Source organism: Anaerotruncus sp. DFI.9.16 (assembly GCF_024461615.1).
In the GTDB taxonomy this organism is placed as follows: domain Bacteria; phylum Bacillota; class Clostridia; order Oscillospirales; family Ruminococcaceae; genus Anaerotruncus; species Anaerotruncus massiliensis.
In genome coordinates this window covers 1-22,404 of the sequence record NZ_JANFZX010000036.1, presented here as the reverse complement: position 1 = coordinate 22,404, position 22,404 = coordinate 1, and the positions used below count along the sequence as shown (strand labels likewise).

Annotated in this window: 21 protein-coding genes; 18 read left to right on the top strand and 3 right to left on the bottom strand. The window is 60.7% G+C overall.

The window, feature by feature from the left end:
* The first annotated feature begins 411 nt into the window (after positions 1-411).
* The 6 genes from NE609_RS12240 to NE609_RS12220 all read left to right on the top strand — a co-directional run bounded on the left by NE609_RS12240 (position 412) and on the right by NE609_RS12220 (position 6,353).
* The gene (locus tag NE609_RS12240; protein WP_121587302.1) at positions 412-1,539 is read left to right on the top strand and encodes a substrate-binding domain-containing protein; all 1,128 of its coding nucleotides are present in this window, start codon (positions 412-414) and stop codon (positions 1,537-1,539) included.
* Between the two features lie 4 nt (positions 1,540-1,543).
* A complete protein-coding gene (locus NE609_RS12235; RefSeq protein ID WP_121587303.1) occupies positions 1,544-2,401 on the top strand; it encodes a sugar phosphate isomerase/epimerase in 858 nt (285 codons plus the stop codon).
* A 109-nt stretch (positions 2,402-2,510) separates the two neighbouring features.
* Positions 2,511-2,897, top strand: coding sequence for an ATP-binding cassette domain-containing protein (locus tag NE609_RS17840; protein ID WP_370867165.1), 387 nt, complete (start codon positions 2,511-2,513; stop codon positions 2,895-2,897).
* Positions 2,816-4,036, top strand: coding sequence for a sugar ABC transporter ATP-binding protein (locus tag NE609_RS12230; protein WP_370867164.1), 1,221 nt, complete (start codon positions 2,816-2,818; stop codon positions 4,034-4,036). The genes NE609_RS17840 and NE609_RS12230 overlap by 82 nt, the downstream gene beginning before the upstream one ends.
* The gene (locus tag NE609_RS12225; protein WP_121587305.1) at positions 4,033-5,217 is read left to right on the top strand and encodes a sugar ABC transporter permease; all 1,185 of its coding nucleotides are present in this window, start codon (positions 4,033-4,035) and stop codon (positions 5,215-5,217) included. Before NE609_RS12230 ends, NE609_RS12225 begins: the two co-directional genes overlap by 4 nt.
* 20 nt (positions 5,218-5,237) lie before the next feature.
* The gene (locus NE609_RS12220; protein ID WP_256152661.1) at positions 5,238-6,353 is read left to right on the top strand and encodes a mandelate racemase/muconate lactonizing enzyme family protein; all 1,116 of its coding nucleotides are present in this window, start codon (positions 5,238-5,240) and stop codon (positions 6,351-6,353) included.
* 230 nt (positions 6,354-6,583) lie between these two features.
* Here NE609_RS12220 and NE609_RS12215 read toward each other — a convergent pair whose 3' ends face one another.
* On the bottom strand, positions 6,584-7,588 hold the full coding sequence (locus tag NE609_RS12215; protein ID WP_256152660.1) for an ROK family protein: 1,005 nt from the start codon (positions 7,586-7,588) through the stop codon (positions 6,584-6,586).
* A gap of 134 nt (positions 7,589-7,722) precedes the next feature.
* On the opposite strand from NE609_RS12215, the gene NE609_RS12210 reads away from it, so the two are divergent.
* The 7 genes from NE609_RS12210 to NE609_RS12180 all read left to right on the top strand — a co-directional run bounded on the left by NE609_RS12210 (position 7,723) and on the right by NE609_RS12180 (position 13,613).
* The gene (locus tag NE609_RS12210; RefSeq protein WP_256152659.1) at positions 7,723-8,814 is read left to right on the top strand and encodes an alcohol dehydrogenase catalytic domain-containing protein; all 1,092 of its coding nucleotides are present in this window, start codon (positions 7,723-7,725) and stop codon (positions 8,812-8,814) included.
* Between the two features lie 14 nt (positions 8,815-8,828).
* A complete protein-coding gene (locus NE609_RS12205) occupies positions 8,829-9,716 on the top strand; it encodes an N-acetylneuraminate lyase (RefSeq protein ID WP_256152658.1) in 888 nt (295 codons plus the stop codon).
* A gap of 105 nt (positions 9,717-9,821) precedes the next feature.
* A complete protein-coding gene (locus tag NE609_RS12200) occupies positions 9,822-10,880 on the top strand; it encodes an aldo/keto reductase (protein WP_256152657.1) in 1,059 nt (352 codons plus the stop codon).
* The gene (locus NE609_RS12195; RefSeq protein ID WP_256152656.1) at positions 10,880-11,527 is read left to right on the top strand and encodes a transaldolase family protein; all 648 of its coding nucleotides are present in this window, start codon (positions 10,880-10,882) and stop codon (positions 11,525-11,527) included. Before NE609_RS12200 ends, NE609_RS12195 begins: the two co-directional genes overlap by 1 nt.
* An 11-nt stretch (positions 11,528-11,538) precedes the next feature.
* Complete coding sequence (locus NE609_RS12190; protein ID WP_256152655.1) at positions 11,539-12,357, top strand: sugar phosphate isomerase/epimerase; 819 nt, start codon at positions 11,539-11,541, stop codon at positions 12,355-12,357.
* Between the two features lie 145 nt (positions 12,358-12,502).
* Entirely contained in the window at positions 12,503-13,090 is a 588-nt protein-coding gene (locus NE609_RS12185; RefSeq protein WP_256152654.1) for a Gfo/Idh/MocA family protein, read from the top strand.
* Positions 13,014-13,613 (top strand): Gfo/Idh/MocA family protein, encoded by a 600-nt coding sequence (locus NE609_RS12180; RefSeq protein ID WP_256152653.1) that lies wholly within the window; start codon positions 13,014-13,016, stop codon positions 13,611-13,613. The genes NE609_RS12185 and NE609_RS12180 overlap by 77 nt, the downstream gene beginning before the upstream one ends.
* Positions 13,614-13,786: 173 nt before the next feature.
* On the opposite strand, the gene NE609_RS12175 is transcribed toward NE609_RS12180, so the two are convergent.
* On the bottom strand, positions 13,787-14,833 hold the full coding sequence (locus NE609_RS12175) for an alcohol dehydrogenase catalytic domain-containing protein (protein ID WP_256152652.1): 1,047 nt from the start codon (positions 14,831-14,833) through the stop codon (positions 13,787-13,789).
* Positions 14,834-14,874: 41 nt separating this feature from the next.
* Positions 14,875-16,329, bottom strand: coding sequence for an aldehyde dehydrogenase (locus NE609_RS12170; RefSeq protein ID WP_256152651.1), 1,455 nt, complete (start codon positions 16,327-16,329; stop codon positions 14,875-14,877).
* Between the two features lie 354 nt (positions 16,330-16,683).
* On the opposite strand from NE609_RS12170, the gene NE609_RS12165 reads away from it, so the two are divergent.
* The 5 genes from NE609_RS12165 (at position 16,684) to NE609_RS12145 (ending at position 22,386) form a co-directional block, all read left to right on the top strand.
* Positions 16,684-17,724: an NAD(P)-dependent alcohol dehydrogenase gene (locus NE609_RS12165; RefSeq protein WP_256152650.1), complete on the top strand. Its 1,041-nt coding sequence runs from the start codon at positions 16,684-16,686 to the stop codon at positions 17,722-17,724.
* A gap of 79 nt (positions 17,725-17,803) precedes the next feature.
* The gene (locus NE609_RS12160) at positions 17,804-18,745 is read left to right on the top strand and encodes a carbohydrate kinase family protein (RefSeq protein WP_256152649.1); all 942 of its coding nucleotides are present in this window, start codon (positions 17,804-17,806) and stop codon (positions 18,743-18,745) included.
* Positions 18,746-18,759: 14 nt separating this feature from the next.
* Positions 18,760-20,208, top strand: coding sequence for an aldehyde dehydrogenase (locus NE609_RS12155; protein WP_121587318.1), 1,449 nt, complete (start codon positions 18,760-18,762; stop codon positions 20,206-20,208).
* Positions 20,209-20,263: 55 nt separating this feature from the next.
* Entirely contained in the window at positions 20,264-21,136 is an 873-nt protein-coding gene (locus NE609_RS12150; RefSeq protein WP_256152648.1) for a class II fructose-bisphosphate aldolase, read from the top strand.
* A gap of 92 nt (positions 21,137-21,228) precedes the next feature.
* On the top strand, positions 21,229-22,386 hold the full coding sequence (locus tag NE609_RS12145; RefSeq protein WP_256152647.1) for a sugar MFS transporter: 1,158 nt from the start codon (positions 21,229-21,231) through the stop codon (positions 22,384-22,386).
* The last annotated feature ends 18 nt before the right edge of the window (positions 22,387-22,404 follow it).

Sequence of the window (22,404 nt, the reverse complement as noted above, 5' to 3'; positions counted from 1 at the left end):
GCGGGAGGAGGGTCTCGTTCAAATCTGAAAAAAGCCCGAAAAGCCTCCATGAAACAGTTATTAAAAACTATTGCATTCCGGTAAATAAATTATACTTCAAAGAAAATAAATGTCAATCAATATTTGATATAATGTCAATGCATAAAAATAACATTTGAAAATTTATTGACTGATTAATGCTCCTAAAACGCCTACATTATTATGCAAAATAGACTATTTACCATAATATTGACAAAATATCATAGTTAAAGTGGATGAAAACCCGGAACTGGGTTTGGCGAAAAGGCTGAAATATCAAATAAATTCGTAAAAAAACCAAAAATTGATTGAACTATTCCAAGTATTTAGCTATAATTGTGACACGAAATACCTGAAATTTATTTCGGGGAAAAATGAAAAGGAGATTGAAAGATGTTTAAGAAATTTCTGGCGGTAGTGCTTGCAATGGCAATGCTGGTTTCTCTCAGCGCATGCGCTACGAACAACGCGGCCCCCGAGTCAACGAATGAGGCGGTTCCCGAGTCCGCAGCCGATTCTGCGGTCGAGCCCGCGGCCGAACCCGCCGCGGAAGGCAATGTCGGCTGGAACGGCAAGCCCGTGAAAGCCAAAGAGGATATCGTCATCGGCGTCTCCTGGAAAACGCAGCAGGAAGAGCGCTGGGTGAAGGAGCTCAACGTTATCAAGCAGGTCTGCAAGGACCAGGGCGTCGAGCTGATCTATCAGGTCGCTGAGAATGACGCGCAGAAGCAGGCCGGTCAGATCGAGAACCTGGTCGCGCAGGGGATCGACATCCTGATCGCACAGTGCAATGAGCCCGGCGCCATCACCAACGCCATGAAGGCCGCCCACGACGAAGGCGTCCTGGTTTGCTACTACGAGCCGGTCATGGGCGACACCTACGCCGACTTCACCGGCGGCAACGACTTCTATGAGATCGGCCAGCTGATCACCAAGACGATCGGCGACATGAACATCACCGGCAATGTTGCGTACATCTACGGCGACTCCACCGGCGGCACCGGCGTTGTGAAGTTCCAGGAAGGCATGCTCGACAGCATGAAGAACTGCGACGTGGAAGTCATCGGCGAGCAGTGGACCACCAACTGGGATCCTGCGACCGCCATGGGCTACGCGGAGAACTGGATCGCCGAGTACGGCGACAGCCTGACCGCGATCCTCTGCATGAACGACGGCATGGCGGGCGGCGCGATCCAGGCGCTGGAAGGCGCCGGGCTCGCGGGCAAGGTCCTCGTCTGCGGCCAGGACTGCGACCTGCTGGCCTGCCAGCGGATCGTCCAGGGCACCCAGGTCTCCACGGTTGCGAAGGCCGGCAGCGAGTATCCGCAGCTCTTCACCGAGGCCTGCATCCAGTACTACCTCGGCGAAAAGACCGCTGCTGATTTCGGCACCGACGTGAACAGCGACGGCCAGACCATCCCGTTCATGAGCTATCCCGGCGTCGTCGTCACCAAGGACAACATCGACGAGACGGTCATCGCGGCCGGACTCTTCACGCACGAGGAAGTTTACGGAGAGTAACCCTATGGAATTTAAGAACCTGACAAGGGACCAGTTCATCCTGTCCAACTTTCCCTACATCGACTATTCCCTGGATTATGCGCTGGATTCCCTGCAGCGGCTGGGCGCCGGCAAGCTGGAGTTCTATGGCGCGGAGCCCCATTTCTGCATGGACGATATTACCTATGCGGACATGAAGGTGCTCAAGCGAAAGCTGGATGAGCGCGGTCTGAGCGTGGTCGAGGTCAACCCCGAAAACTGCGCCTACCCGACCAACCTCTCCTCCAAAAACCCCGCCACCCGCCTGCGCACCTTCCGGTATTTTGAAAAGGCCATCCGCACGGCCGGCGTCATCGGCGCACCCTACGTCCTGGTGTTCCCGGGCTATGCAAACATGGACGAGAGCATCGACGACGTCTGGAACATAACCGTGGATTCGATGGGCAGGCTCGCGGAGATCGCAAAGACGGAAGGCGTGACGATCACCTACGAGGCGACCACCAGGGATATCACCGTGATCACCGACCACAAGCGGATCATGAAGCTGATCAGCGACTGCGGCTCGGACAACATGGCGGTCACCATCGACCTGATGTGCCTGGCGCAGACCAACGAATCGGTGCAGGATGTCTACGACATCTGCGGCGCGGATAAGGTCGTCAACGTCCACTACACGGACGGCGGCCTGCTCCCCTCCGGTGCGTGGGAGCACCGGATTCCGGGCGAGGGCGAGCTGGATCTGGACGCCATGCTCAAGACGTTCGACGACAACCGCTACAAAGGGTACTTCGGAAACGAAGTCATGTGGACCACGGACCCGGCGGTCACCACGCCGGAACTCATCTGCGGCAAGCTGCAGAAGTGGTGGGACCAGCACTTTTAAAACGGCAGCATTGCGCACGAATCACTGAACCGCAAGAATTGTGGGGCTCCGCTCTTTTGCGGGTGGAGCCCCACAAATCATCATGAAAGGAAGGGAGGGGCGCACATATATGGAAGATTATGTCCTGCAGATGAATCACATCACAAAACTGTTCCCTGGAGTCAAGGCCCTGGACGACGTTACGTTTGACGTCCGGCGCGGGGAAGTCCATGCACTTGTAGGCGAAAATGGCGCAGGTAAGTCAACCCTTATGAAGGTCCTGAGCGGTGAGTATACCGATTATTCAGGCGAACTCATTCTGAATGGAGAAAAAGTCAGCTTCAAAGGCATCAAAGAAAGCGAAGCGGCCGGCATCGCAATCATCCACCAGGAGCTCGGCCTGATCCAAACCTTAACTGTATGTGAAAATATTTTTTGGGAGATGAGGTCTGCCAGAGCGGTCTCATCGACTGGGATTACGAATATGACAGGGCAAAGGAACTGCTCGACGAGCTGAAACTGAAGGTGAACCCCAAGACGAGGGTCGGAAATTTAGGCATCGGGCAGCAGCAGCTTGTGGAGATCGCCAAGGCGCTCAACAAAAACTGCAAAATCCTCATCCTTGACGAGCCGACGGCGCCGCTGCCGGAGGACGACTCCGAAAACCTCTTGGAGCTGGTCCGCGGCCTGCGGGATAAGGGGATGAGCATCATCTTCATCTCCCACAAGCTCGGCGAGGTCCTGAGCATCGCCGATACGGTCACAATCCTGCGCGACGGCCAGACGGTGGAAACCAGGCCGGCGAAGGAATATTCCCAGGACACGCTGATCAGCGGCATGGTCGGCCGTGAACTCAAGACCCTTTTCGAGCCGCGCAGCTGCCCGATCGGGGAGGTGGCGCTGAAGGTCTCCGACTGGGCGGTGTTCGACGGCATCAACAACAAATGGATCGTCCGAGACATCAACCTCGAGGTCCGCGAGGGCGAAGTCATCGGCCTAGCGGGAATGATCGGCGCGGGACGCACCGAGCTGGGGATGAGCATCTTCGGCGCGCTCGATGACGCCATCACCGGAAAGCTCGAATACAGGGGCAGGCAGAGGCAGCGCTTCAAGAATTCCAACGAGGCGATCAAGGCCGGCGTGTTCTATTCCTCGGAGGACCGCAAGCGCTACGGGCTTGTCCTGACCTCGGACATCGCCTATAACGCTTCGCTCTCCAGCCTTGACAAGTACATCAGCAACGGCCTTTTCATCAACCGCGACAAAGAGTACGGCAAAGTGAAAGAGATGGTCAAAAAGCTGCGGATCAAGACGCCGTCCATTCTCCAGAGGGCGGGCAACCTCTCGGGCGGAAACCAGCAGAAGGTCTGCCTGGCCAAGGCCCTCATGACGGAGCCGAAGGTCCTGATTCTGGACGAGGCGACCAGGGGCATCGACATCGGCGCCAAGACGGAGATCTACCAGCTGATCAACCAGATGGCGGCCCAGGGGATCGCGGTCATCATGATCTCCTCCGAGCTGCCGGAGATTCTCGGGATAAGCGACCGCATCTACGTCATGCGGGAGGGCAGGATCAGCGCGGAATTTGATAATTCGGCGAGAAATATCACTCAGGAAGATGTGGCTTTGGCTGCAACGGGAGGCGTTACGACATGACGAAAACCAAGAAAAAAGTCGACTTGTTTGCCCTGTTTTACCAGAACAGCCTGGTTCTGGAGGCAATCGTTATCTTCGGGCTCTTTCAGATCTTTACGGGCGGCATGTTCTTGACTGTCCGCAACCTGTCGAACCTCCTGATGCAGGGTGCGACATGCTCGATCATCGCCATCACCATGTGCCTGGTCATCATCACGGGCAACGCGGACCTTTCCGCGGGCCGTTACCTCGGCATGCTCGCGATGGTCGCGGCGCTGATCCAGGTCAACTACGGCTCGGTGCCGTCGATCGTGGTGGTCCTGATCGTCTTTGCAATCGCGATTATCACCGGCCTGTGGCACGGCTTCTGGGTCGGCTACATGAAGCTGCCGGCGTTCATCATCACCCTGGCCACCCAGCTGGTCTTCCTCGGGATCAACCAGTATATCAGCGACGGGCGCATGGTCGGCCCGGTCAAGGGGATCATCGCGGAGATGGGCAACGGCTACATGCCCTCGATCAGCGGGACGCACAATGACACCACCCTGATTCTGGGCGCCCTGATTATCATCGCCTACATCGCCTTTACGGTGGCGAAGGAAAAGAAGAGCATCAAGCAGGGCCTCAGCGAGAAAAACTGGATGAAGCTCGTTCCCAAGATGGCCCTCATCGCGATCCTCGCGGCGGCCGTCACGGTCATCCTCTACAGCTACAAGGGCTTTGCCTATGCGATGATCATCCTGTTTGTGCTGACGATCATCGTTTCGTACGTCAGCAACAACACCAAGTTCGGCCGGTACGTCTACGCAATCGGCGGCAACAAGGACGCGGCGGCCCTCTCCGGCATCAACGTCTCCAAGGAGCTCTTAAAGCTTTATGTCCTCCATGCGGTCGTGGTTGCGACGGCGGCCCTCGTATACGTGGGGCGTTTGAGCGCGGCGACCACCGCGGGCGGCAACGGGTATGAATTCACCGCCATCACGGGCTGCGTGGTCGGCGGCACCGCGATCACGGGCGGACGCGGCACCGTGGCCGGCGCCGTCGCCGGCACGCTGATCATGGCGGCGCTCGACAACGGCATGAGCCTGATGAACCTTGACCCGGCGTTCCAGTACATTGTCCGCGGCGGCGTTCTGCTGTTTGCAATCGCCCTCGACGCCTATGCAAGCAACAGGAAGGCCAGAACCGTCCAGGCAGTTTAATCGTACAGGAGAGATATGATATGCAAAACAGTAAGATTCGGGATATTAAAGTGCATCTTGTATCCAAGCCGATTTCAGGCGGCTTTGCGGATGCGACAAGAAAGGTCGAGACCGTCGGCTTCACAATCGTCCGCCTTACGACGGACGACGGAATCGAGGGCTTTGGCGTAACCTACCACGAGGTCGGCGGCGAGGCCACCAAGCTGATGATTGAAAAGAACATCAGGCCCAAGCTGATCGGCAGGGACCCGTTTGAGACGGAGGCCATCTGGAACGAACTCGTGGCCTACCTCCGCGGCGTGGGCCGCAAAGGCCTGATGTTCTGCGCCCTCTCGGCGATCGACATCGCGCTGTGGGACCTCAAGGGCAAGATCCTCAACATGCCTCTTTATAAGATGTTCGGCGGCGCCGAGACCAAAATTCCCGTTTACGGGAGCGGCGGGTGGACCTCCTACTCGGACGAGGAGCTCGTGGAAGAGATGGTCAATCTGGTCAAGGCCGACGGATACTCGAAGATCAAATTCAAAGTCGGCGTGGAGGGCGGGCACAACACCAACCGCGACCTGGAGCGGGTCCGCAAGGTGCGCGAGGCCGTGGGGCCGGAGATCGGCATCATGCTGGACGCGAACAACTGCTGGGACGCGGCGACGGGCGCGCGGTTCGCCAACCGGGTCAAGGACTACGACGTCATGTTTCTCGAGGAGCCGGTCTTTGCCGACGACATCCCGGGCCTCGTCAAATTTAAGAACTCCACGGACCTCCCGCTCGCGACCGGCGAGCAGGAATATACCAAGTACGGGGCGAGGGACCTTCTCGTCAACGGCTGCGCGGACATCGTGCAGCTGGACGGGACCCGCGCGGGCGGATTTACCGAGATGCTGAAAATCGGCGCGCTCACCCAGGCGTTCAACGTGAAGTTCGCCCCGCACGCGATGGAAAACATCCACATCCACCTGGTCAGCGCGTTCGGCAACGCGCCCTTCCTCGAGAGGCTCAAGCTGTTCGAGGGGATCACGGCCGACACCTATCTCGACGCGCCGAAGCCGGACCACGGCTTCATGACGATCCCCGACCTTCCGGGTCTGGGGTTGAAGCTGAACATGGACTTCATCAACGAGTACGACGAGAAAATCTGACGCCTGATTGCAAAACCGGGCGCGCACAAAATAGCCGGTCCTCCCACATGGCAAAAAAACGCACCGATGGCGACGGCCTGAGCCGTCGTCATCGGTGCGGCGGGAGAAGTTCCGGCGTTTCAAGCGGCGGGGGATTCCGGTTGCGAAATCACGGCCCCCGGTGCTGCGGTGACGCTGTCAATGAAATGTTTCGGTGTTCCCTTGACAGCGTCATCTCTCTTCCGGGGCGGTCAATGGTAGGGGTTGTTTAACGCGATCCGGAAGAGCCCGTTCTGGTAGTACTGGTTATAGTTGGATACATACAGCAGCTCGGGCAGGTGCTGCTCCGGGATAAAGTGCTTGCAGCGGTCGAGGATCGGCCCGCACATGTCCGCGCTGAGGTTTTCCCCCGTGAGGACGCAGGTCTCGGGGTTCAGGATGGCGCAGTAAGAGCTGACCACCTGCGCGGTGCTTTTGACGATGGATTCCGACCCCTGGTTCACGAGGTCGTAGATGTTGCCGTCCTGGTAGGGCAGGAAGACCACCTCCCCCGCAAAATTGCTCTTGCCGAGATAGATCTTGCCGTCGATGATGATCCCGGAGCCGGGGCCGCTGCCCTCGAAGAAGGAGACGACGACGAGCGCGGTGGGGGCGTGGCCATGCTCCCGCCTGGCGTCGTAAAGGCCGTAGGCGATGGCGTTCATGTTGTTTTCCATGAGAAACTCGCAGGGGAACCGCTCGCTGAGCTTCCCGGTCAGGTCGCAGCCGTTCAGGCCCGTCATGGTGCAGGAGTGGATGTGGTTGTTGTCGTAATAGCCGGGGATACCGATGCTGACCTTTTTGATGCTGGGGTCCTTCTCGAGCAGAGAGCTGAGCAGCTCCTCGAAGCTTTCGTAGGTCACGTCCTCCAGCCACACCTGGTTCTGCTCGACCGAGTTGCCGAGCAGGTCGAACACCGAATAGAACAGGTAGCGCTGGCTCCCGGCGGACGAGGGGAAGACGCAGCAGATGTGGGCGTAATCCCGGTTGTATGCGTATTTGGCGGCGGGGCGGCCGATCGTCGAGGAGACGTTGCCGATGGCCACGATCTCCCCGGCCTCGCAGAGCATGTTGAGAATGCTGTTCGTGGTGGCGATGCTGAGCCCCGTGGCCTGGGCGACGGAATGCTTCGTGAACTCCACGGAGCTGTGGATGACGTCGCGGACCAGGGCGATGTTGTGCTCCTTCACCTGATTGACGGTACTGACTTTACTCATATCATTCACCTTCGCGATTATTCTAGATATTATTATAAGACAAAATAATAAGTATTGCAAGAGAAACCGACCAGGAAAACAAACTGTTGATGCAGTTTCGTCATAAGTCCCAGGAAGACATAGGAGGTAAAGAAATGAAAGCGGTTGCAAAAACAGCGTACGGACCGTTCCATCTGGAGTACACGGACGTCCCCAACCCGGTGTGCGGCGACAACGACATTGTCCTCAAGGTGAAGGCGGCGGGCATCTGCGGCTCGGATATGCCGCTCCTGTACGGCCCGGATGAGGCGAAATACAAAAACTACACCTACCCGATGGTCATCGGGCATGAATTCGCGGGCGAGGTCTATGAGGTGGGGAAAAACGTCACCGACTGGAAGGTCGGCGACCGGGTGATGTCGGACAACACCGGCTACGTGTGCGGCCACTGCCCGGCCTGCGAGACGGGCAATTTCCTGCTCTGCCCCGAGCGCAAGGGCATCGGCGGCGACATGGACGGCGGCATGGCCGAGTACGTGCGGATTCCGGGGGTCGTCCTCCAGCGGGACCCCGCCAGCATCCGCCGGATTCCCGACAACATGCCGTTTGAGCACGCGGCGGTCATGGACCCCATCTGCAACGCGTACAAGGCCATTGTACAGGAGGCGAAGGTCCTGCCGGGCGACAACGTGGTGATCTACGGCAACGGCCCGCTGGGGCTGTTCAGCGTGCTGATCGCCCGGCTGATCAACGTGGCGCGGATCATCGTGATCGGCACCAGAAGGAGCGCCCCCACGAGGAACCCGATCTGCGAGGAGCTGGGCGCCACCGACATCCTGATGGCGGACGACCCGGACATCGTCGGGAAGGTGAAGGAGATCTGCGGGGAAGACGGGGTCGCGGCCGTGATCAACTGCGCGTCGCGTTCCGCCAACATCCTGCCGGAGGCGGTGCGGATGCTGCGTCCGGGCGGCGCGTTCATCATGGTGGGCTACACCCGGACGGCGGTCTCCTATGAGGAGGACCCCGCGGACCTGATGGGCCACAAGGGCGTCACCTTCATCGGGCACATGGGCTACGACCACACCTCCTGGCGGAACACGCTGGCCCTCTACCGCGAAGGGCGGGTCAACATGGACCCGATCGTGACCCACAAGCTGCCGCTCTCCAAATGGAGGGAGGGCTTTGAGATGTTCACCAACCGGGAGGCGGCGAAGGTCGTCCTGCTTCCTGAGCTGGACCGGTAAAAGGGAACGGAATGATGAAACAGTTTGAGGGAATTTATCCCGCGATCATCACCCCGATCGACGAGGATGAGGAAATCAATGAAAAGGCCCTGGCGCAGGTGATCGAAAAGACCATCGGGCAGGGGGTGTCGGGGTTTTACGTCAGCGGCAGCACCGGCGAGTCCTTTCTTTTGCGGGATGAGCAGCGGGTGCAGCTGATCAAAGCCGTCTGCGCGATCGTGGACGGAAGGTGCGACGTCATCGCGAACATCGGGACCTTCTCGACCAGAGCCAGCATCAAGATGGCGAACGCGGCGGCTGAATGCGGCGTCGCGGCGATCTCCGCGGTCCCGCCCTTTTATTTCTCCTACTCCAGGCGGGAGATCGTGCAGTACTATTTTGACATCGCGGAGGCCTCCGGTATGCCGGTGATCCTCTACAACATCCCCCAAATGAGCGGCGTCTCCTTCGGGACGGAGGAATTGGTCGAGCTGCTCGCGCACGATGGGATCGTCGGCGTCAAGCAGACGACCATGGATCTCATGCAGACGGAGGCGCTGGTGAGGATCTGCCGGGACAAGGCCGTGTTCAACGGGCATGACGAAATCCTGCTTCCGGCGCTTTCCGTCGGCATCAGGGCGTCGATCGGCAGCACCTTCTCGATCATGGCCGACGTGTTCGTCCAGCTCAAAAAGGCGTTTGACGCGGGGGACATGGAGCGGGCGAGGTACCTTCAGGGCAAGGGCAACGGGATGATCAGGACCCTTCTCGAAATCGGGATCTTCCCCGCCATCAAGGGCGTGCTCAAGCTCCAGGGGATCGACTGCGGCAACTGCATCAAGCCGTTCCAGCCGCTGAGGCCCGAAGACTATCAAAAACTCGAGAAGGCGCTCGTGGATCTGTACGACGGGGGGATCGCCTGATCCGAAGCCCCCGCAGCACCGGCCGGCCCGGAGCAGCCCGTCAACGGCTGCCGGGCCGGCTGGCAGCGCTTTCGATGATGAATTCGTATCGATAGGAGCCGCAAAATGATTGAACGCAGGTTGGGAAAAACGGGAATGGACGTCTCCGTTCTCGGTCTGGGATGCTACCAGTTCACGGAAGAATTCAACGTGATGCAGGACGCGGCGTATGAGATTCTGGACTACGCCATGGACAACGGGATCACCTATTACGACACCGCTGAGATGTACGGCTGGGGGGAGAGCGAGGAGCTGCTCGGCAGGGCGCTCGCGCGCCACCGGGATAATCCCCGGCTGTGCTGCTCGACGAAGATGGGCTACTTCGAAAGGTCGGTCAAGGAGGAGTACGCCAACACGGTGCGGCAGACCTGCGCCGAGGCGTTCGTGGACCCGGTCAAAATGATGCGGGCGCTCAAGCACAGCATGTGGCTTTTGCAGAAGGACGTCATTGACATCTTCAATATCCACGAGCCCGACTGGCCGCAGTGGCAGATCGACTATGAGACCGCGTCGGGAGCCGCGATCGAGTTTTTGCTCGAGGCGAAGAAGGAGGGCCTGGTCAGGAGCGTCGGCTTCGGCGGATGGGACTACCACGGCCTCGCCCGGCTTGTGAAGTCGGGCAAGTTCGATTTCGTGCTCCCCGCGGGGGGGATGAGCCTCCTTTCAAAGCCCATCTACGACGAGCTCATCCCGGCGTGCGTGGAGCAGGGCGTGGGCGTCGCGCTCGGGGGCGGCTTCGGGCAGAACACGCCGTTTTTGATCGTCAAGGACCGGAGGTGGATGGAGCTTCTAAAGCCGATCGAGGACGAACGGGTCCAAAACGTCGTGAAGAAGCTGGAACGGATTTACCGGATTTCCGACGAGACGGGCTTCTCCCTGCCCGAACTGACGATCCGGTATATCATAAACCACAAGGAGATCGCCACGCACGTCGCAGGCGCGCGGGAGCTCGCCCACGTCCGGCAGAACATCGAGTCGGCCGAAAAGGGGCCGCTCCCGCAGGACGTCTTCCGTGAACTCGAGGAGGTTCAGGCGATCGGGGAGTGCCTCCCCATCTGGGACCTCAGGGACCTTTCACGCGAGCTTGTCAAAAAATTGGACCACTACACGGGAGGGAAAATCTGATGCTGCTTTACGCAGACTGCGCCAATATTGAGACGCTCAAAAAAATGGATGAGCTGGGGGTCCTCAGCGGGATCACGACGAATCCCGCCATCCTCGCCCGGGAGTCCGCGCCGCCTGCCGCGACGATCGCCAACATCTGCCGGGCGTTCCCCGGCTACCCCGTATTCGCGCAGGCCAACGCGATGGACTGCGGCGGGATGGTGGAGATGGCCGTAGCCTACGCGGCCATCAGCCCGAGGGTGGTCGTCAAGATCCCGGCCTGCGTGGAGGGGTTCCGGGCGTTTCACAAAATCCGCGCGGAAAAACTGTTTGATAACGAGATCTGCATCACCACCGTGACGACCGCGGCGCAGGCGCTCCTCGCGTCCGCGGCGGGCGCCGACTACGTCGCCCCCTATGTCGGCGACATCGGGCAGATCGGCTACAGCGGGATGGACACCCTCGACGCGATCGTGGCCGTCGTGGCGGGCACGCATACGAAGGTCCTCGCCGCGGCGACGGAACGCGCGCAGGACATGACGGCCGCGGCCGTATTGGGCGTGGATATCGCGACGATTACGCCGGACGCGGCCTTTGCCGCGCTGGAAAAACCGTATCCGATCACCGAGTGGTATTTGAAGCTGTTCACCGAAGCCGCGAAAGGATGAGGAGTGGGACAATGGGAAGATTTCAATACGGTGTGTGCGAGTGGTCCCTGAAAGCGCGGGGTAGAGAGCTCTGCCGGGTCGCCGCGGAACATAAGCTCGATTGCTTACAGCTTGGCGTCGGCGAGGAGGTGCTGGACGGAAAGGGTCTCGGCAGTCCGGCTGTGATCGAGGCGTACCGGCAGGGGAGCGCGGAATATGGGGTGGAAATCTGTTCCCTGTCCCCCCAGTTTGTGGACCAGTACAGCTTTACGATGCCGCAGGGCGCGGAGGAGGAGCGGATCGCGGCCGAACTGGTCGACCGGACGATCGACCTCTGCGGGGAATTTGGCTGCAAGTCGTTTTTGCTGCCCGTGCTGGGCAAAAACGGCATCTGCGACGGGCCGTCCTTCCACCGGGCGGCGGCGTATATCAGACGGTTCAGCGAAAAAGCCGCGGAGAAGGGGATCGAGACCCATCTGGAGATCAACCAGAGCGTGGAGCAGGTCCACAACCTCCTGGACGCGGTGGATAACCCGATGGTCAAGATCTTCTTTGATTCGCAGAACCTCTATGTGTATGACGGAACGTCCATGGCGCGGTATTTTACAGCGCTGGCCGACCTGATCGGCGGCGTCCACCTGAAGGACGGCGTCGGCCCCATGCTCTCGGGCTCGCTGCTGGGGGAGGGGACCTCCGGGTTTTTCCGGACTGCGCGGGCGATCCTCGACAGCGATTACAAGGGGTGCCTGATTCTGGAAAGCGTCTATGACAAGGCGTCCGTATGCGGCCGGGGCGCCCCGGAGGAGCTGCTGGCGAGGGACGCCGCCCTGCTGCACAGGGTCTTCGACTGACCCTCTATTTTAGATTCAGGGAGGAAGCACGTTGAAATACAGGCTCAATTTGTTTGATCTGACCGGCCAGAAGATCAGCAAGTGCGCGCCCGTGTCGACGGCGGCTTCCTCGCGATGGAATAGCACCGGGAATGGGAGGCTGGTTATGGGAAAACTGAGAATCGGGATCATCGGCTGCGGCTCGATCGCGCGGGTGAAGCACGTAAGGGCGCTGTTACAGTTCCCGGACCGCTGCGAGATCACCGCGCTGGCGGATATGCAGCCGGCGGCGGCATACAGCCTCCGGAAGGACCTGCTGCCCGGCGCGAAGGTCTATGAGGACTTTGAAGAGCTCCTGAACGATCCCTCTGTGGACGCGGTCCACATCTGCACGCCCAACCATTCGCACTGCGAGATCGCGGTCAAGGCCCTCAACGCGGGCAAGCACGTCATGTGCGAAAAGCCGATGGCCGAAAGCTACGCGGACGCGTGCAGGATGGTGGAGGCCGCGAAGAAAAACCAGAGGAAGCTCACCGTCGGCTACCAGAATCGGTTCCGGGACGACTCGCAGGCGGTCCACGCGGCCGCGCTCGCGGGCGATCTGGGGGAGATCTACTACGCGAAGGCGCACGCCACACGCAGAAAAAAAGGTCCCCACATGGGGCCGCTTCCTCTCGATGGAGGCGCAGGGCGGCGGGCCGCTGATCGATATCGGCACCCACGCCATCGACCTCGCCCTGTGGTTTATGGATAACTATGAGATCGCGTCGGTCACGGCCGCGGCGTTCAAGGGCCTCGTCGACGACCCGGCCGGCAACGTGTGGGGCCCCTGGGACCCCGCCAAATTCGAGGTGGAGGACTCGGCGTTCGGCTTTATCCGCATGAAAAACGGCGCGCTCCTCAGCGTGGAGGCGTCCTGGGCGCTCAACATTCCCGACGCGCGGGAAGCGTGCGTGACGGTGTGCGGGACAAAGGGCGGGGCGCAGCAGCTGCAGGGCGACTACGGCCCGGGCTCCTACCGGTGGAAGCTGGTGAAGGCGGAATACGACCGGCTCGTCACGGTCACGCCCGACGGCCCGGAAAAATTCATCCCGATGGGCGATATGGCCGACGAGGTGCTCTCCCTCGCGCCGGTCCGGGAGATGGACAGCTGGCTCACCGATTTGGAGGGCGGCAGGCCGCACGCGGTGCGTGCCGAACAGGCCGCCGCCGTGGTCAGGGTGATCGAAACGATGTATGAATCTGCGAGGCAGGGCAGGACGGTCCGCCTCGACTGACCAAAATGGAAGGAAGCGGGCCCCCGCGCCGTCCGGGGCGGAGACCCGCTTCCATTTCCGCCCGTCTCCGGCGAAACGCGGACAGGGCAATTACGGGCGCGGAGTCCGCGTCCGTAATTGCCCTGTGCAACGGGAATCCGTGCCTGCCGGGGGTTCCTCCGGGGTAGGGGGACCTATCCGGCGTTCGGATGGATGATGATCTTGATGACGTCCTTTTCGTGCATCACCCGGTCGAGGCCGTCGAAATAATGGTCGAGGTCGTATTCGCCGCTGATCAGCGCCTGTGCGTTGACCTTGCCCGCGGCGATGGCGTCCACCGCCCTGCCGAAATCGCCCACCTGGCTGAGGGAGGAGTAATAGGTGAGCTCCCGGTCCCAGAACTCGTTGAAGGGGAAGCGGAGCGTCGGACGCTCGCCGCGGTAGTAGCCGTAGCCGAGAATCCGCCCGCCCATCTTCATGAGCCTGGGGGTGGAGTAGACGAGCTCCTCGGCGCCCGTGGCGTCGAAGAGGCAGTCGAACCCGAGCGGATAGCGGGAAAGCAGCTCCTTCTCATGCTTGGAATAGTCGCCGCGGTCCATCAAAACGGTTTCGATCCCGAGCGCCTTGACCTTTTCCAGTTTGGCCGCGGACGACGCGCAGACCACGACGTGGTTCGCGTTGCTGTGCGACGCCAGCATCGCGAGGATCATGCCCATCGGGCCGGCGCCCATGACGAGCACGTCGTCGCCGTAGCGGATGTTCATCTGATCCATGGAGTGCATGCAGCAGGCGACAGGCTCGGAAAGACAGCCCTCGTTGAAGCTGACGTGATCCGGCAGCCGGACCGCCTTGCCCTCGGCGACCTTTACATATTCCGCGAAGCCGCCGTCCGCCTTGTTCCCCAGGTTCCGCTTGTCCGGGCAGTGGATGAAATCACCTTTTTTGCAGTAATGGCAGACGCCGCAGGGAACGGTGTTGTCGGCGGTGACCCGGTCGCCCACCCGGAAGGTCGTGACGGCGTCGCCGACCTCATGGACATAGCCGGCGAACTCATGGCCCGGGATCAGCGGATACCCGGAGCAGCTGCTCCCGCCGGGTGCCTCGTGGTCCGCCTCGACGCCGTGGCAGATGCTGCAGCTCACCACCCTGATGACAATGTCATGGCTCCCGCAGACGGGATCGGGCATCTCGCGGATCGACGCGTTTTCCCTGAGCGGCTTTTCATAATACAGCGCTTTCATAGCTTTCTCCTTCCCAGTCGAGGCGCGGCGCGCCGGAGCGATCAGGACTCGTGGTATTTTTTCATGGCGTACCGGAAGATGATGGACTTCTCCTGGGTCACCTCTTCCAGGACGGAGGACATGCACTCGCGGCTGTTCCCGCTCATCTTCTTGCCGCCGCCGAAGGGCAGCTCCTGCGCGCGGAACCCGCCGGAACCGTTGACGGCGACCATGCCCGTTCTTAAACTCGCGGCCACCTTCATGGCGTCCTGGAAGTCGTTCGTGATGACGCCCGAGCTGAGGCCGTAGTCGGAGGTCTCAGCGATCTCAATCGCCTCATCCAGCGTCTGGAAGGTGAAGATGGGGAAGATCGGTCCAAAGATCTCCATGTTTTTGCAGATATCCATATCCTTCGTGCAGTTGTCGAGCACCGTGGGCATGTAATACGCGCCCCTCCGGACGCCGCCGTACACCAGCTTGGCGCCCTGGCCGATGGTGTGCCGCACCTGCTGCTCGACCTCCTTGGCGGCCGCTTCGCTGATCAGCACGCCGAAGTCGGTCTCGAGATCCATCAGGTCGCCCTCCTTCACCGTTTTCAGGCGCTCCTCGATCAGCCGGGTGACAAATTCGTTCTTGATCGACTCGTGGACGATGAACCGTTTTGCGCCCGAGCAGCACTGTCCCGCGTTCCGCGTCTTGTCGCCCGCCTCGTTGACGGCCAGGTCCATGTCGCAGTCCGCACAGATGATGAGCGGATCGTTGCCGCCAAGCTCAAACTTATAGGCGGTGAGGTTTTCGGCGGCATGCCGGGCGATCTCCTTGCCCGCCTCCACGCCGCCCGTGAGGTTGAGCTGGGCGATGCCGGGATTGTCGGAAATCCAGTTGCCGACGGTGGAGCCGCGGCCGGTGACGCACTGCACGGCGCCCGGCGTAACGCCCGCCTCCACCAGAAGCTCCATGAGCTTTAAGACGGTGAGCGGGTTGGAGGTCGCGGGCTTCACGACGATGGCGTTGCCCGCCATCAGCGCCGGGCCCGCCTTAAACGCCCAGAGGGCGGCGGGGAAATTGAAGGGGACGATGCAGGCGATGACGCCGAGGGGCTCGTGCACCGTCACCTGGAGGTCGTCGTCGTAGCCGCCCTCGATGCCCATGGGCATCGTCTTCCCGTATTGGTGCTTGACGATCTCGATGGAGCTCTCGAAGGTCATGTAGACGGAGTCGATCTCGCCGTAGGAGTCGAAGATCGGCTTGCCCGTCTCGAGCGTGAGGGTCCTGGCGAGCTCGTCCCGGTACTCCGTGAGGAGCTCCAGATACCTGCGCAGGATTTTCGCGCGCTCGCGGACGATGACCCGGTTCCACTGCTTCTGGGCCGTGACGGCGTCGGCGATGGCGCGGTCGACGTCCTCCTTAGCGGCGTTGGGCACCGTCTCAAGCAGCTTGCCGTCGTAGGGGTTGGTGACGTCGATGGTCGCCCGGTTGGCGGCGTCCACCCAGTTTCCGCTGATCAGCATTTTCATGGTTTCGCTCTCCTTTTTTATCATGGATGATGGCGTTTGCGTTCTTGTTCCCGGGAAGAGGAACGCTGTAAAGCCTATATATTATTTACTTAATAATAAATACAAAATAAATTAAACTTGACACAATTATAGCAGTATCGCAAATGGAAATCAAGAGAGGAAGAAATATTTTTCCCTTAAAATGCAGCGATTTTAAGAGGTTTTATGGATTTGATCAAAAATCATATCCGATTTCAGCAAAAAATAAAGGGGGCCGGCATATTGACATTTAACGTTTCTTTGGTATAGTTATAGCAGGGTATTAAGCAACTTATTATTATATTTAAAATAAATAATAAAGGAAGGGAAGATACTATGGTCAACAAAGCAGCGGTCGTCATGGAGAACCGGAAGATCGAAATTATGGACACCCCCATGCCGGAGATGAAGCCCGGATATGTAAAGGTGAAAGTGGGATATTGCGGCGTGTGCGGCTCCGACGTTCACTTCTATTCCTTCGGGGAGCCCGACTTTCCGGACGTCTACCCCTTCATCATCGGGCATGAGTTCGCGGGCACGGTGGTGGAAGTGGCCGACGGCGTCAAGGATCTCAAGGTCGGGGACCGGGTCTGTGTGGAGCCGGGGACCTTCTGCGGCAAATGCGAGTGGTGCAAAAAGGGCAAATACAACCTCTGCAAGGAGATGGAGTTCCTTTCGGCCCCGCGCACGAAGGGCGCGATGAGGGAGTACATCACGCATCCCGCGGAGCTCTGCTTCAAGCTCCCGGACAACGTGTCGACGATGGAAGGCGCCCTGGTGGAGCCGCTCGCGGTCGGCATGAACGCGGTCGTCCGGTCGGGCATCCACGTGGGGGACTCGGCGGTCGTGCTCGGAACAGGCTGCATCGGACTGGTTACGATCATGTCGCTGAAGGCCGCCGGGATCACGGACATCACCGCCGTCGACCTCTACGACATCAGGCTCGAAAAGGCCCTCGAGGTCGGCGCGACGCGCGTCATCAACACCACCGATAAGGATTCCGTCGCCGAGGTGCTCAAGTATTACGACGGCATCGGCCCCGACTTTGTCTTCGAGACGGCGGGCAGCCGCTATACGGCGGAGGCCGCGGTCTACATCTGCAAAAAGGGCGGCGTCATCATGCAGGTCGGAAACGTGGTCGGCGAGACGTCGCTCAATCTCCAGAAGATGTGCGACAAGGAGCTCACGCTCATGACCAACTTCCGCTACCGCAACGTCTACCCCACCTGCGTCGAGGCGATCGCGGCCGGCCGGATCAACGTGAAGGACATCGTCTCCAAGGTCTATCCGCTCGACGATGCGATGCAGGCGTTCGAGGACTGCATCAGCAAGAGGCAGTCGATGGTCAAGGCGGTGCTCAAAATCAGCGAGGACTGACCGGAAGCCGCAAAAAGCGGGGAAGCCGGACGCCGTCCGGCTTCCCGCCCGAATTGATTGTACAGGGGGAGGCCGCCTCATGAAAAAAGTCATCTGTGTCGGCAACGCGGTTGTCGACATCATCGTAAAGAACGGCCCGGACAGGACGCCCGACGGCATGACGCAGTTTGCCGAGAGCATCAACATGTATGTGGGCGGGGACGCGGTCAACGAGGCCGTCGCGCTGTCGGCCATGGGCAACGACGTGAAGCTCTACACGGCGATCGGCGACGACGCGCTGGGCAGCGCCTTCATGAGCCTGATCGAGGGCTGCGGGATCCCGACGGACGGCGTCGTCCGGGACCGGGAGTACCCCACGACGGCGACGGTCGTCACCGTCGGGGCCGACGGCGAGCACGGATGCATGACCCTCCGCAACGGCGCTGCGGGGAACATGCGCTACAGCACGGATGTGTTCAACATCGATTTCTCAGGCGCCAGCCTGGTTTCCGTCGCAAGCCTCTTCTGGAGCAGGGGCCAGACCGACGCGGATTTGACGGCGCTGCTGAAAAAGGCGAAGGAAGCGGGCGCGCTGACGATGGCGGACATGGTCCTCGACCAGTCGCAGATGTCCCTGAAGGATATCGCGGGCGCGATGAAATATCTGGATTACCTGGTCCCGAGCTATCATGAGGCGTCCTACTTCACGGGAAAGGATTCTCCCGAGGAGATCGCGGACGAATTCCACAGGCGGGGCGTCAAGACGGTCGTCCTGAAGATGGGCGCCCAGGGCGTCTTCGCAAGCTCGGAAGGCAGGACATACCGCGTCGGCACGATCGCCGACCGGGTGGTCGACACGCTGGGGGCCGGGGACAACTTTGTGGCCGGCTTCATCACGGGGATCGTGGACGGGAAAAGCATGGAGGAAGCGCTCTGTTTCGGGTCGGCCGCGTCGGCGATCGCGATCAGCCAGTATGGCGCGAGCGGCGCGATCAAGAGCAAACAGCAGGTCCAGGACTACCTGGACGACCACAGAAAATAGAAGGAGATTATGCTATGAAAATGATCATCAACGGTCAGAAGGTCGATTCTTCCGACGGCAAAACCCAAAACGTGGTCAACCCTGCGACGCTGCAGGTAATCGATACGGTCCCCTCCGCCACGGCGGAGGACATCACGAAGGCGGTTGACGGCGCGGTCGCCGCGCAGGAGGCCTGGGCGGCGCTTCCGGTCAGGGAACGCTGCGTCATCCTCCGCAGGTTCGCCGACCTGGTGATGGAGAGACGGCTCGAGCTGGGCGAGATCCTCGCCAAGGAAGCCGGCAAGCCGTACATGAAGGAGGCCGTGTGGGAGCTCGATTCCGTGGCGTACGTATACCGCGGCGCGTGCGACGTTGCGATGCACTATTATGGATCGACCATGCCGATCGGCACGGAGCCGGGATACGACGACGACCTCCAAATCACGATCCACGAGCCGCTCGGAACGCTCGCCTGCATCATCCCCTACAACTTCCCGCCCGCCATCTGGGCGTTCAAGACGGCCGCGGCGCTTGCCGCGGGCAACACAATCGTGGTCAAGGCGCCCTCCTATGACCCGATGACGCTTCTCGTGCTGCACGAAATGCTCCACGAAGCGGGCCTCCCCGCGGGCGTGGCACAGTGTCTGACCGGCAGGGGCTCCGTTGTGGGAGACTGCCTCGTCGACGACCCGCGGATCGCGTGCGTCAACTTCACCGGAAGCACGGACGCCGGCCTCAGCATCGCGGCGACGGCCGCCAAGCACCTCACCGACTACAAGTTCGAGCTCGGCGGCAACGATCCGTTCATCGTGTTCGAGGACGCCGACATGGACCTGGTGGTCAAGGAGGCCGAGGACCAGGCGCGGAACAACCGCCAGTGCTGCACGGGCTCCAAGCGGTTCATCGTCCACAACTCCCTGAAGGAGGAATTCATCCGCAGACTCAGCGCCGAGCTGGATAAGCTCGTGATCGGCGACCCGATGGACCCGAAGGTCAACATGGGCCCGATGATCTCGGAGAGGGCCGCCAGGCAGGTGGAGGAGCAGGTCAACCTGACGGTCGCGCAGGGCGCCAGGATCGTGCGCGGCGGCAAGCGCAGCGGCGCGTTCTACGAGCCCACCATCCTTACCGATGTGGCGCCTGACATGGATATCGCGCGCGACATGGAGGTGTTCGGTCCCGTATGGCCGGTGATCGGCTTCGACACGGTCGACGAAGCGGTCGGGATCGCCAACAGCTCGCATTACGGGCTCGGCGGCGGGCTCTTCTCCCGGAACATCTACACCTGCCTCCAGGTCGCCAAGCGGCTGAAGACCGGACATATCGCCATCAACGGCTCGGGCAACTTCCGCGCGGCGGAGCTCCCGTTCGGCGGCGGCAAGAAGATGAGCGGCAACAGTCGAGAATCCCTCTCGCGGGTCATGGACGAGGTGACGCAGCTCAAATCAATCGTGTTCCGGTATGCGTTCAACGAGAGAAAGTGACCGCGGGAATGCGGATGGACGCCCTACAGCGGTAAAATGACAGGAGGCTATCAATATGGGACTGGTAACATTAACGGAAATCCTGGAGGAAAGCGTGGAGAAAAAGTACGCGGTAGGCGCGTTCGACACGCTGGACGACAACTTCACGGAGGCCATTGTCGCCGCGGCGGAGGAGGAGGGCCTCCCGGTCATCCTGATGGTCCCGAACTTCTTCGCCGACATCCGGGACGAGCGGCAGCTCAGCTTTTACTTCAACCGTCTGCTGGACCGCTGCCAGAGGGCGACGGTTCCCGTCTGCCTGCATCTGGACCACGGCAACAGCTTCGCCTGCTGTGTCAAAGCCATCCACGGCGGATGCACGTCGATCATGTTCGACGGCTCGGCGCTCCCGGTGGAGGAGAACATGGCCATCACCAAGGAGCTCGTCAGGATCGCTCACAGCTGCGGCGTGAGCGTTGAAGCGGAAATTGGCCACGTGGGCAGCCCCGAGGGCGGGGAGCTGGAAGCCAGCGACGTGGACGCCTCCCAGTACACCAAGCCGGAGGATGCGAAGCGGTTTGTCGAGGAGACGGGCGTGGACGCCCTGGCCGTCGCGGTCGGCACGGTGCACGGCCTCTTCAAGGGGACCCCGAAGATCGACACCGAGCGGCTGGACCGGATCCGTGAGCTCGTCAAGATCCCCCTCGTCCTGCACGGCGGCTCGGGGCTTCCCGAGTCGGAATTCCGCGCGGCGATCGCGCACGGCATCAACAAGATCAACTTCTTCACCGGCCTCTCGCTCGCGGCGTCGGGCGCGATCGACGCCAAGCTGAAGGAGTTCCACGGCAAGATTCACTATATCGAGCTCATCAACGCCGCACACGAGGCGTGCAAGGCCGCGGTAAAGGAGCAGATGCGCATCTTCGGAACGCTTCCGCTCGACGCCTGAGACCGGGTCCCCGCTGGGAAACCCGGCGGGGACGGCGGGACCGCCCGTTTGGAATGACACGTGACCCCATCGTGGTGTGAAAGAGGGACGACATGTCGCTTTATTTCCTGATCGTACTGTTCATCACATTTGCCGCCTCGGGACTCCAGTACTCCGTGCTGGGGTCCGTCTGGCCGATCGTCTACAGGGACTTTGGCGTGGCGCTCTCCCTCGTCGGTTATGTGAACATGATCATCGCCGCCGGCCGGGTCGTCGCCAGCGTCTACACCGACCGCCTGGTCGGGAAGTACGGGACGCACAAGGTCGCGTCCTTTGGGTTTGTCCTCATATGTCTGGGCCTCTTTGGGTACGCGAACTGCCGGTCCTACGCGATGCTCTGCATCATCAGCATTCCGCTCGGGTTCGGCGAGGATTTTTTCCTCTGCTCGATCAATACCTTTTCGGCGCTGCACCTGCGGGCAAAATACGCGAACTGGCTCAACATGGTGTGGAGCCTCGGCGCCACGGCGGGACCCTATATCATGAGCCGCTGCCTCGCCGGCGGGGCAGCGTGGAATTTCGGGTATCTGCTGCTGGCCGCCATCCAGTTCGGCGTCCTGCTGCTCTTCCTCTCCTCCCGCTCCCGGTGGAAGGAGATTCCGTCCGTCGACGTGAGCGCCGCGGGCGGGAGGCGGAAGCCCATGCGGGAGGCGGTCCGGCTGAAGGGCATGCCCGTCATGGTCGCGGCGCTCTTCTGCTATACGGCGATCGAGACCACCTCGGCCCTCTGGGCGAGCAGCTACATCACGATCCGGAAGGGGCTGCCGGAGGACGTCGGGGCGCTGGGGACGACCTGCCTCTTCCTCGGGATGACGGTGGGGAGGTTCGTGAGCGGGTTCATATCCGACCGGCTGGGCGACAAGCGGATGATGCACATCGGTCAGGCCCTCATTGCCGCGGGCTCGCTTGCCCTGTTCCTGCTCTCCGGAAGGACCGCGGTGCTCGCGTCGATGGCGGTCCTCGGGTTTGGGTGCGCGCCGGTCTTCCCCTGCTTCATCCACTACGTTCCGCAGGTCTTTGGAATCGGGGACACGGGCAGCGCGGTCAGCCTTTTGATGGGCAGTTCGCAGCTCGCCACGCTGCTGATGCCGATCGCGTTCGGATGGATCGCCGACCTCGGCGGCATGGGGCTCTACCCGTTCTTTCAGATCTTTTTCGCGGCGGTCATGATGGCGGCGCTGGTTTACCAGAGAAAACACGCAATGGCATAGAAAAGCGGCGGGGGGGGG

Bases quoted from the DNA above. Each gene is read 5' to 3' on its own strand.
- NE609_RS12160 (WP_256152649.1), top strand. From the start codon at position 17,804: ATGAAAAAAGTCATCTGTGTCGGCAACGCGGTTGTCGACATCATCGTA.
- NE609_RS12210 (WP_256152659.1), top strand. From the start codon at position 7,723: ATGAAAGCGGTTGCAAAAACAGCGTACGGACCGTTCCATCTGGAGTAC.
- NE609_RS12240 (WP_121587302.1), top strand. From the start codon at position 412: ATGTTTAAGAAATTTCTGGCGGTAGTGCTTGCAATGGCAATGCTGGTT.
- NE609_RS12215 (WP_256152660.1), bottom strand. From the start codon at position 7,588: ATGAGTAAAGTCAGTACCGTCAATCAGGTGAAGGAGCACAACATCGCC.
- NE609_RS12150 (WP_256152648.1), top strand. From the start codon at position 20,264: ATGGGACTGGTAACATTAACGGAAATCCTGGAGGAAAGCGTGGAGAAA.
- NE609_RS12180 (WP_256152653.1), top strand. From the start codon at position 13,014: ATGGAGGCGCAGGGCGGCGGGCCGCTGATCGATATCGGCACCCACGCC.
- NE609_RS12190 (WP_256152655.1), top strand. From the start codon at position 11,539: ATGGGAAGATTTCAATACGGTGTGTGCGAGTGGTCCCTGAAAGCGCGG.
- NE609_RS12175 (WP_256152652.1), bottom strand. From the start codon at position 14,833: ATGAAAGCGCTGTATTATGAAAAGCCGCTCAGGGAAAACGCGTCGATC.
- NE609_RS12220 (WP_256152661.1), top strand. From the start codon at position 5,238: ATGCAAAACAGTAAGATTCGGGATATTAAAGTGCATCTTGTATCCAAG.
- NE609_RS12145 (WP_256152647.1), top strand. From the start codon at position 21,229: ATGTCGCTTTATTTCCTGATCGTACTGTTCATCACATTTGCCGCCTCG.
- NE609_RS12195 (WP_256152656.1), top strand. From the start codon at position 10,880: ATGCTGCTTTACGCAGACTGCGCCAATATTGAGACGCTCAAAAAAATG.
- NE609_RS12170 (WP_256152651.1), bottom strand. From the start codon at position 16,329: ATGAAAATGCTGATCAGCGGAAACTGGGTGGACGCCGCCAACCGGGCG.
- NE609_RS12185 (WP_256152654.1), top strand. From the start codon at position 12,503: ATGGGAAAACTGAGAATCGGGATCATCGGCTGCGGCTCGATCGCGCGG.
- NE609_RS12165 (WP_256152650.1), top strand. From the start codon at position 16,684: ATGGTCAACAAAGCAGCGGTCGTCATGGAGAACCGGAAGATCGAAATT.
- NE609_RS12200 (WP_256152657.1), top strand. From the start codon at position 9,822: ATGATTGAACGCAGGTTGGGAAAAACGGGAATGGACGTCTCCGTTCTC.
- NE609_RS12205 (WP_256152658.1), top strand. From the start codon at position 8,829: ATGAAACAGTTTGAGGGAATTTATCCCGCGATCATCACCCCGATCGAC.
- NE609_RS12225 (WP_121587305.1), top strand. From the start codon at position 4,033: ATGACGAAAACCAAGAAAAAAGTCGACTTGTTTGCCCTGTTTTACCAG.
- NE609_RS12155 (WP_121587318.1), top strand. From the start codon at position 18,760: ATGAAAATGATCATCAACGGTCAGAAGGTCGATTCTTCCGACGGCAAA.
- NE609_RS17840 (WP_370867165.1), top strand. From the start codon at position 2,511: ATGGAAGATTATGTCCTGCAGATGAATCACATCACAAAACTGTTCCCT.
- NE609_RS12235 (WP_121587303.1), top strand. From the start codon at position 1,544: ATGGAATTTAAGAACCTGACAAGGGACCAGTTCATCCTGTCCAACTTT.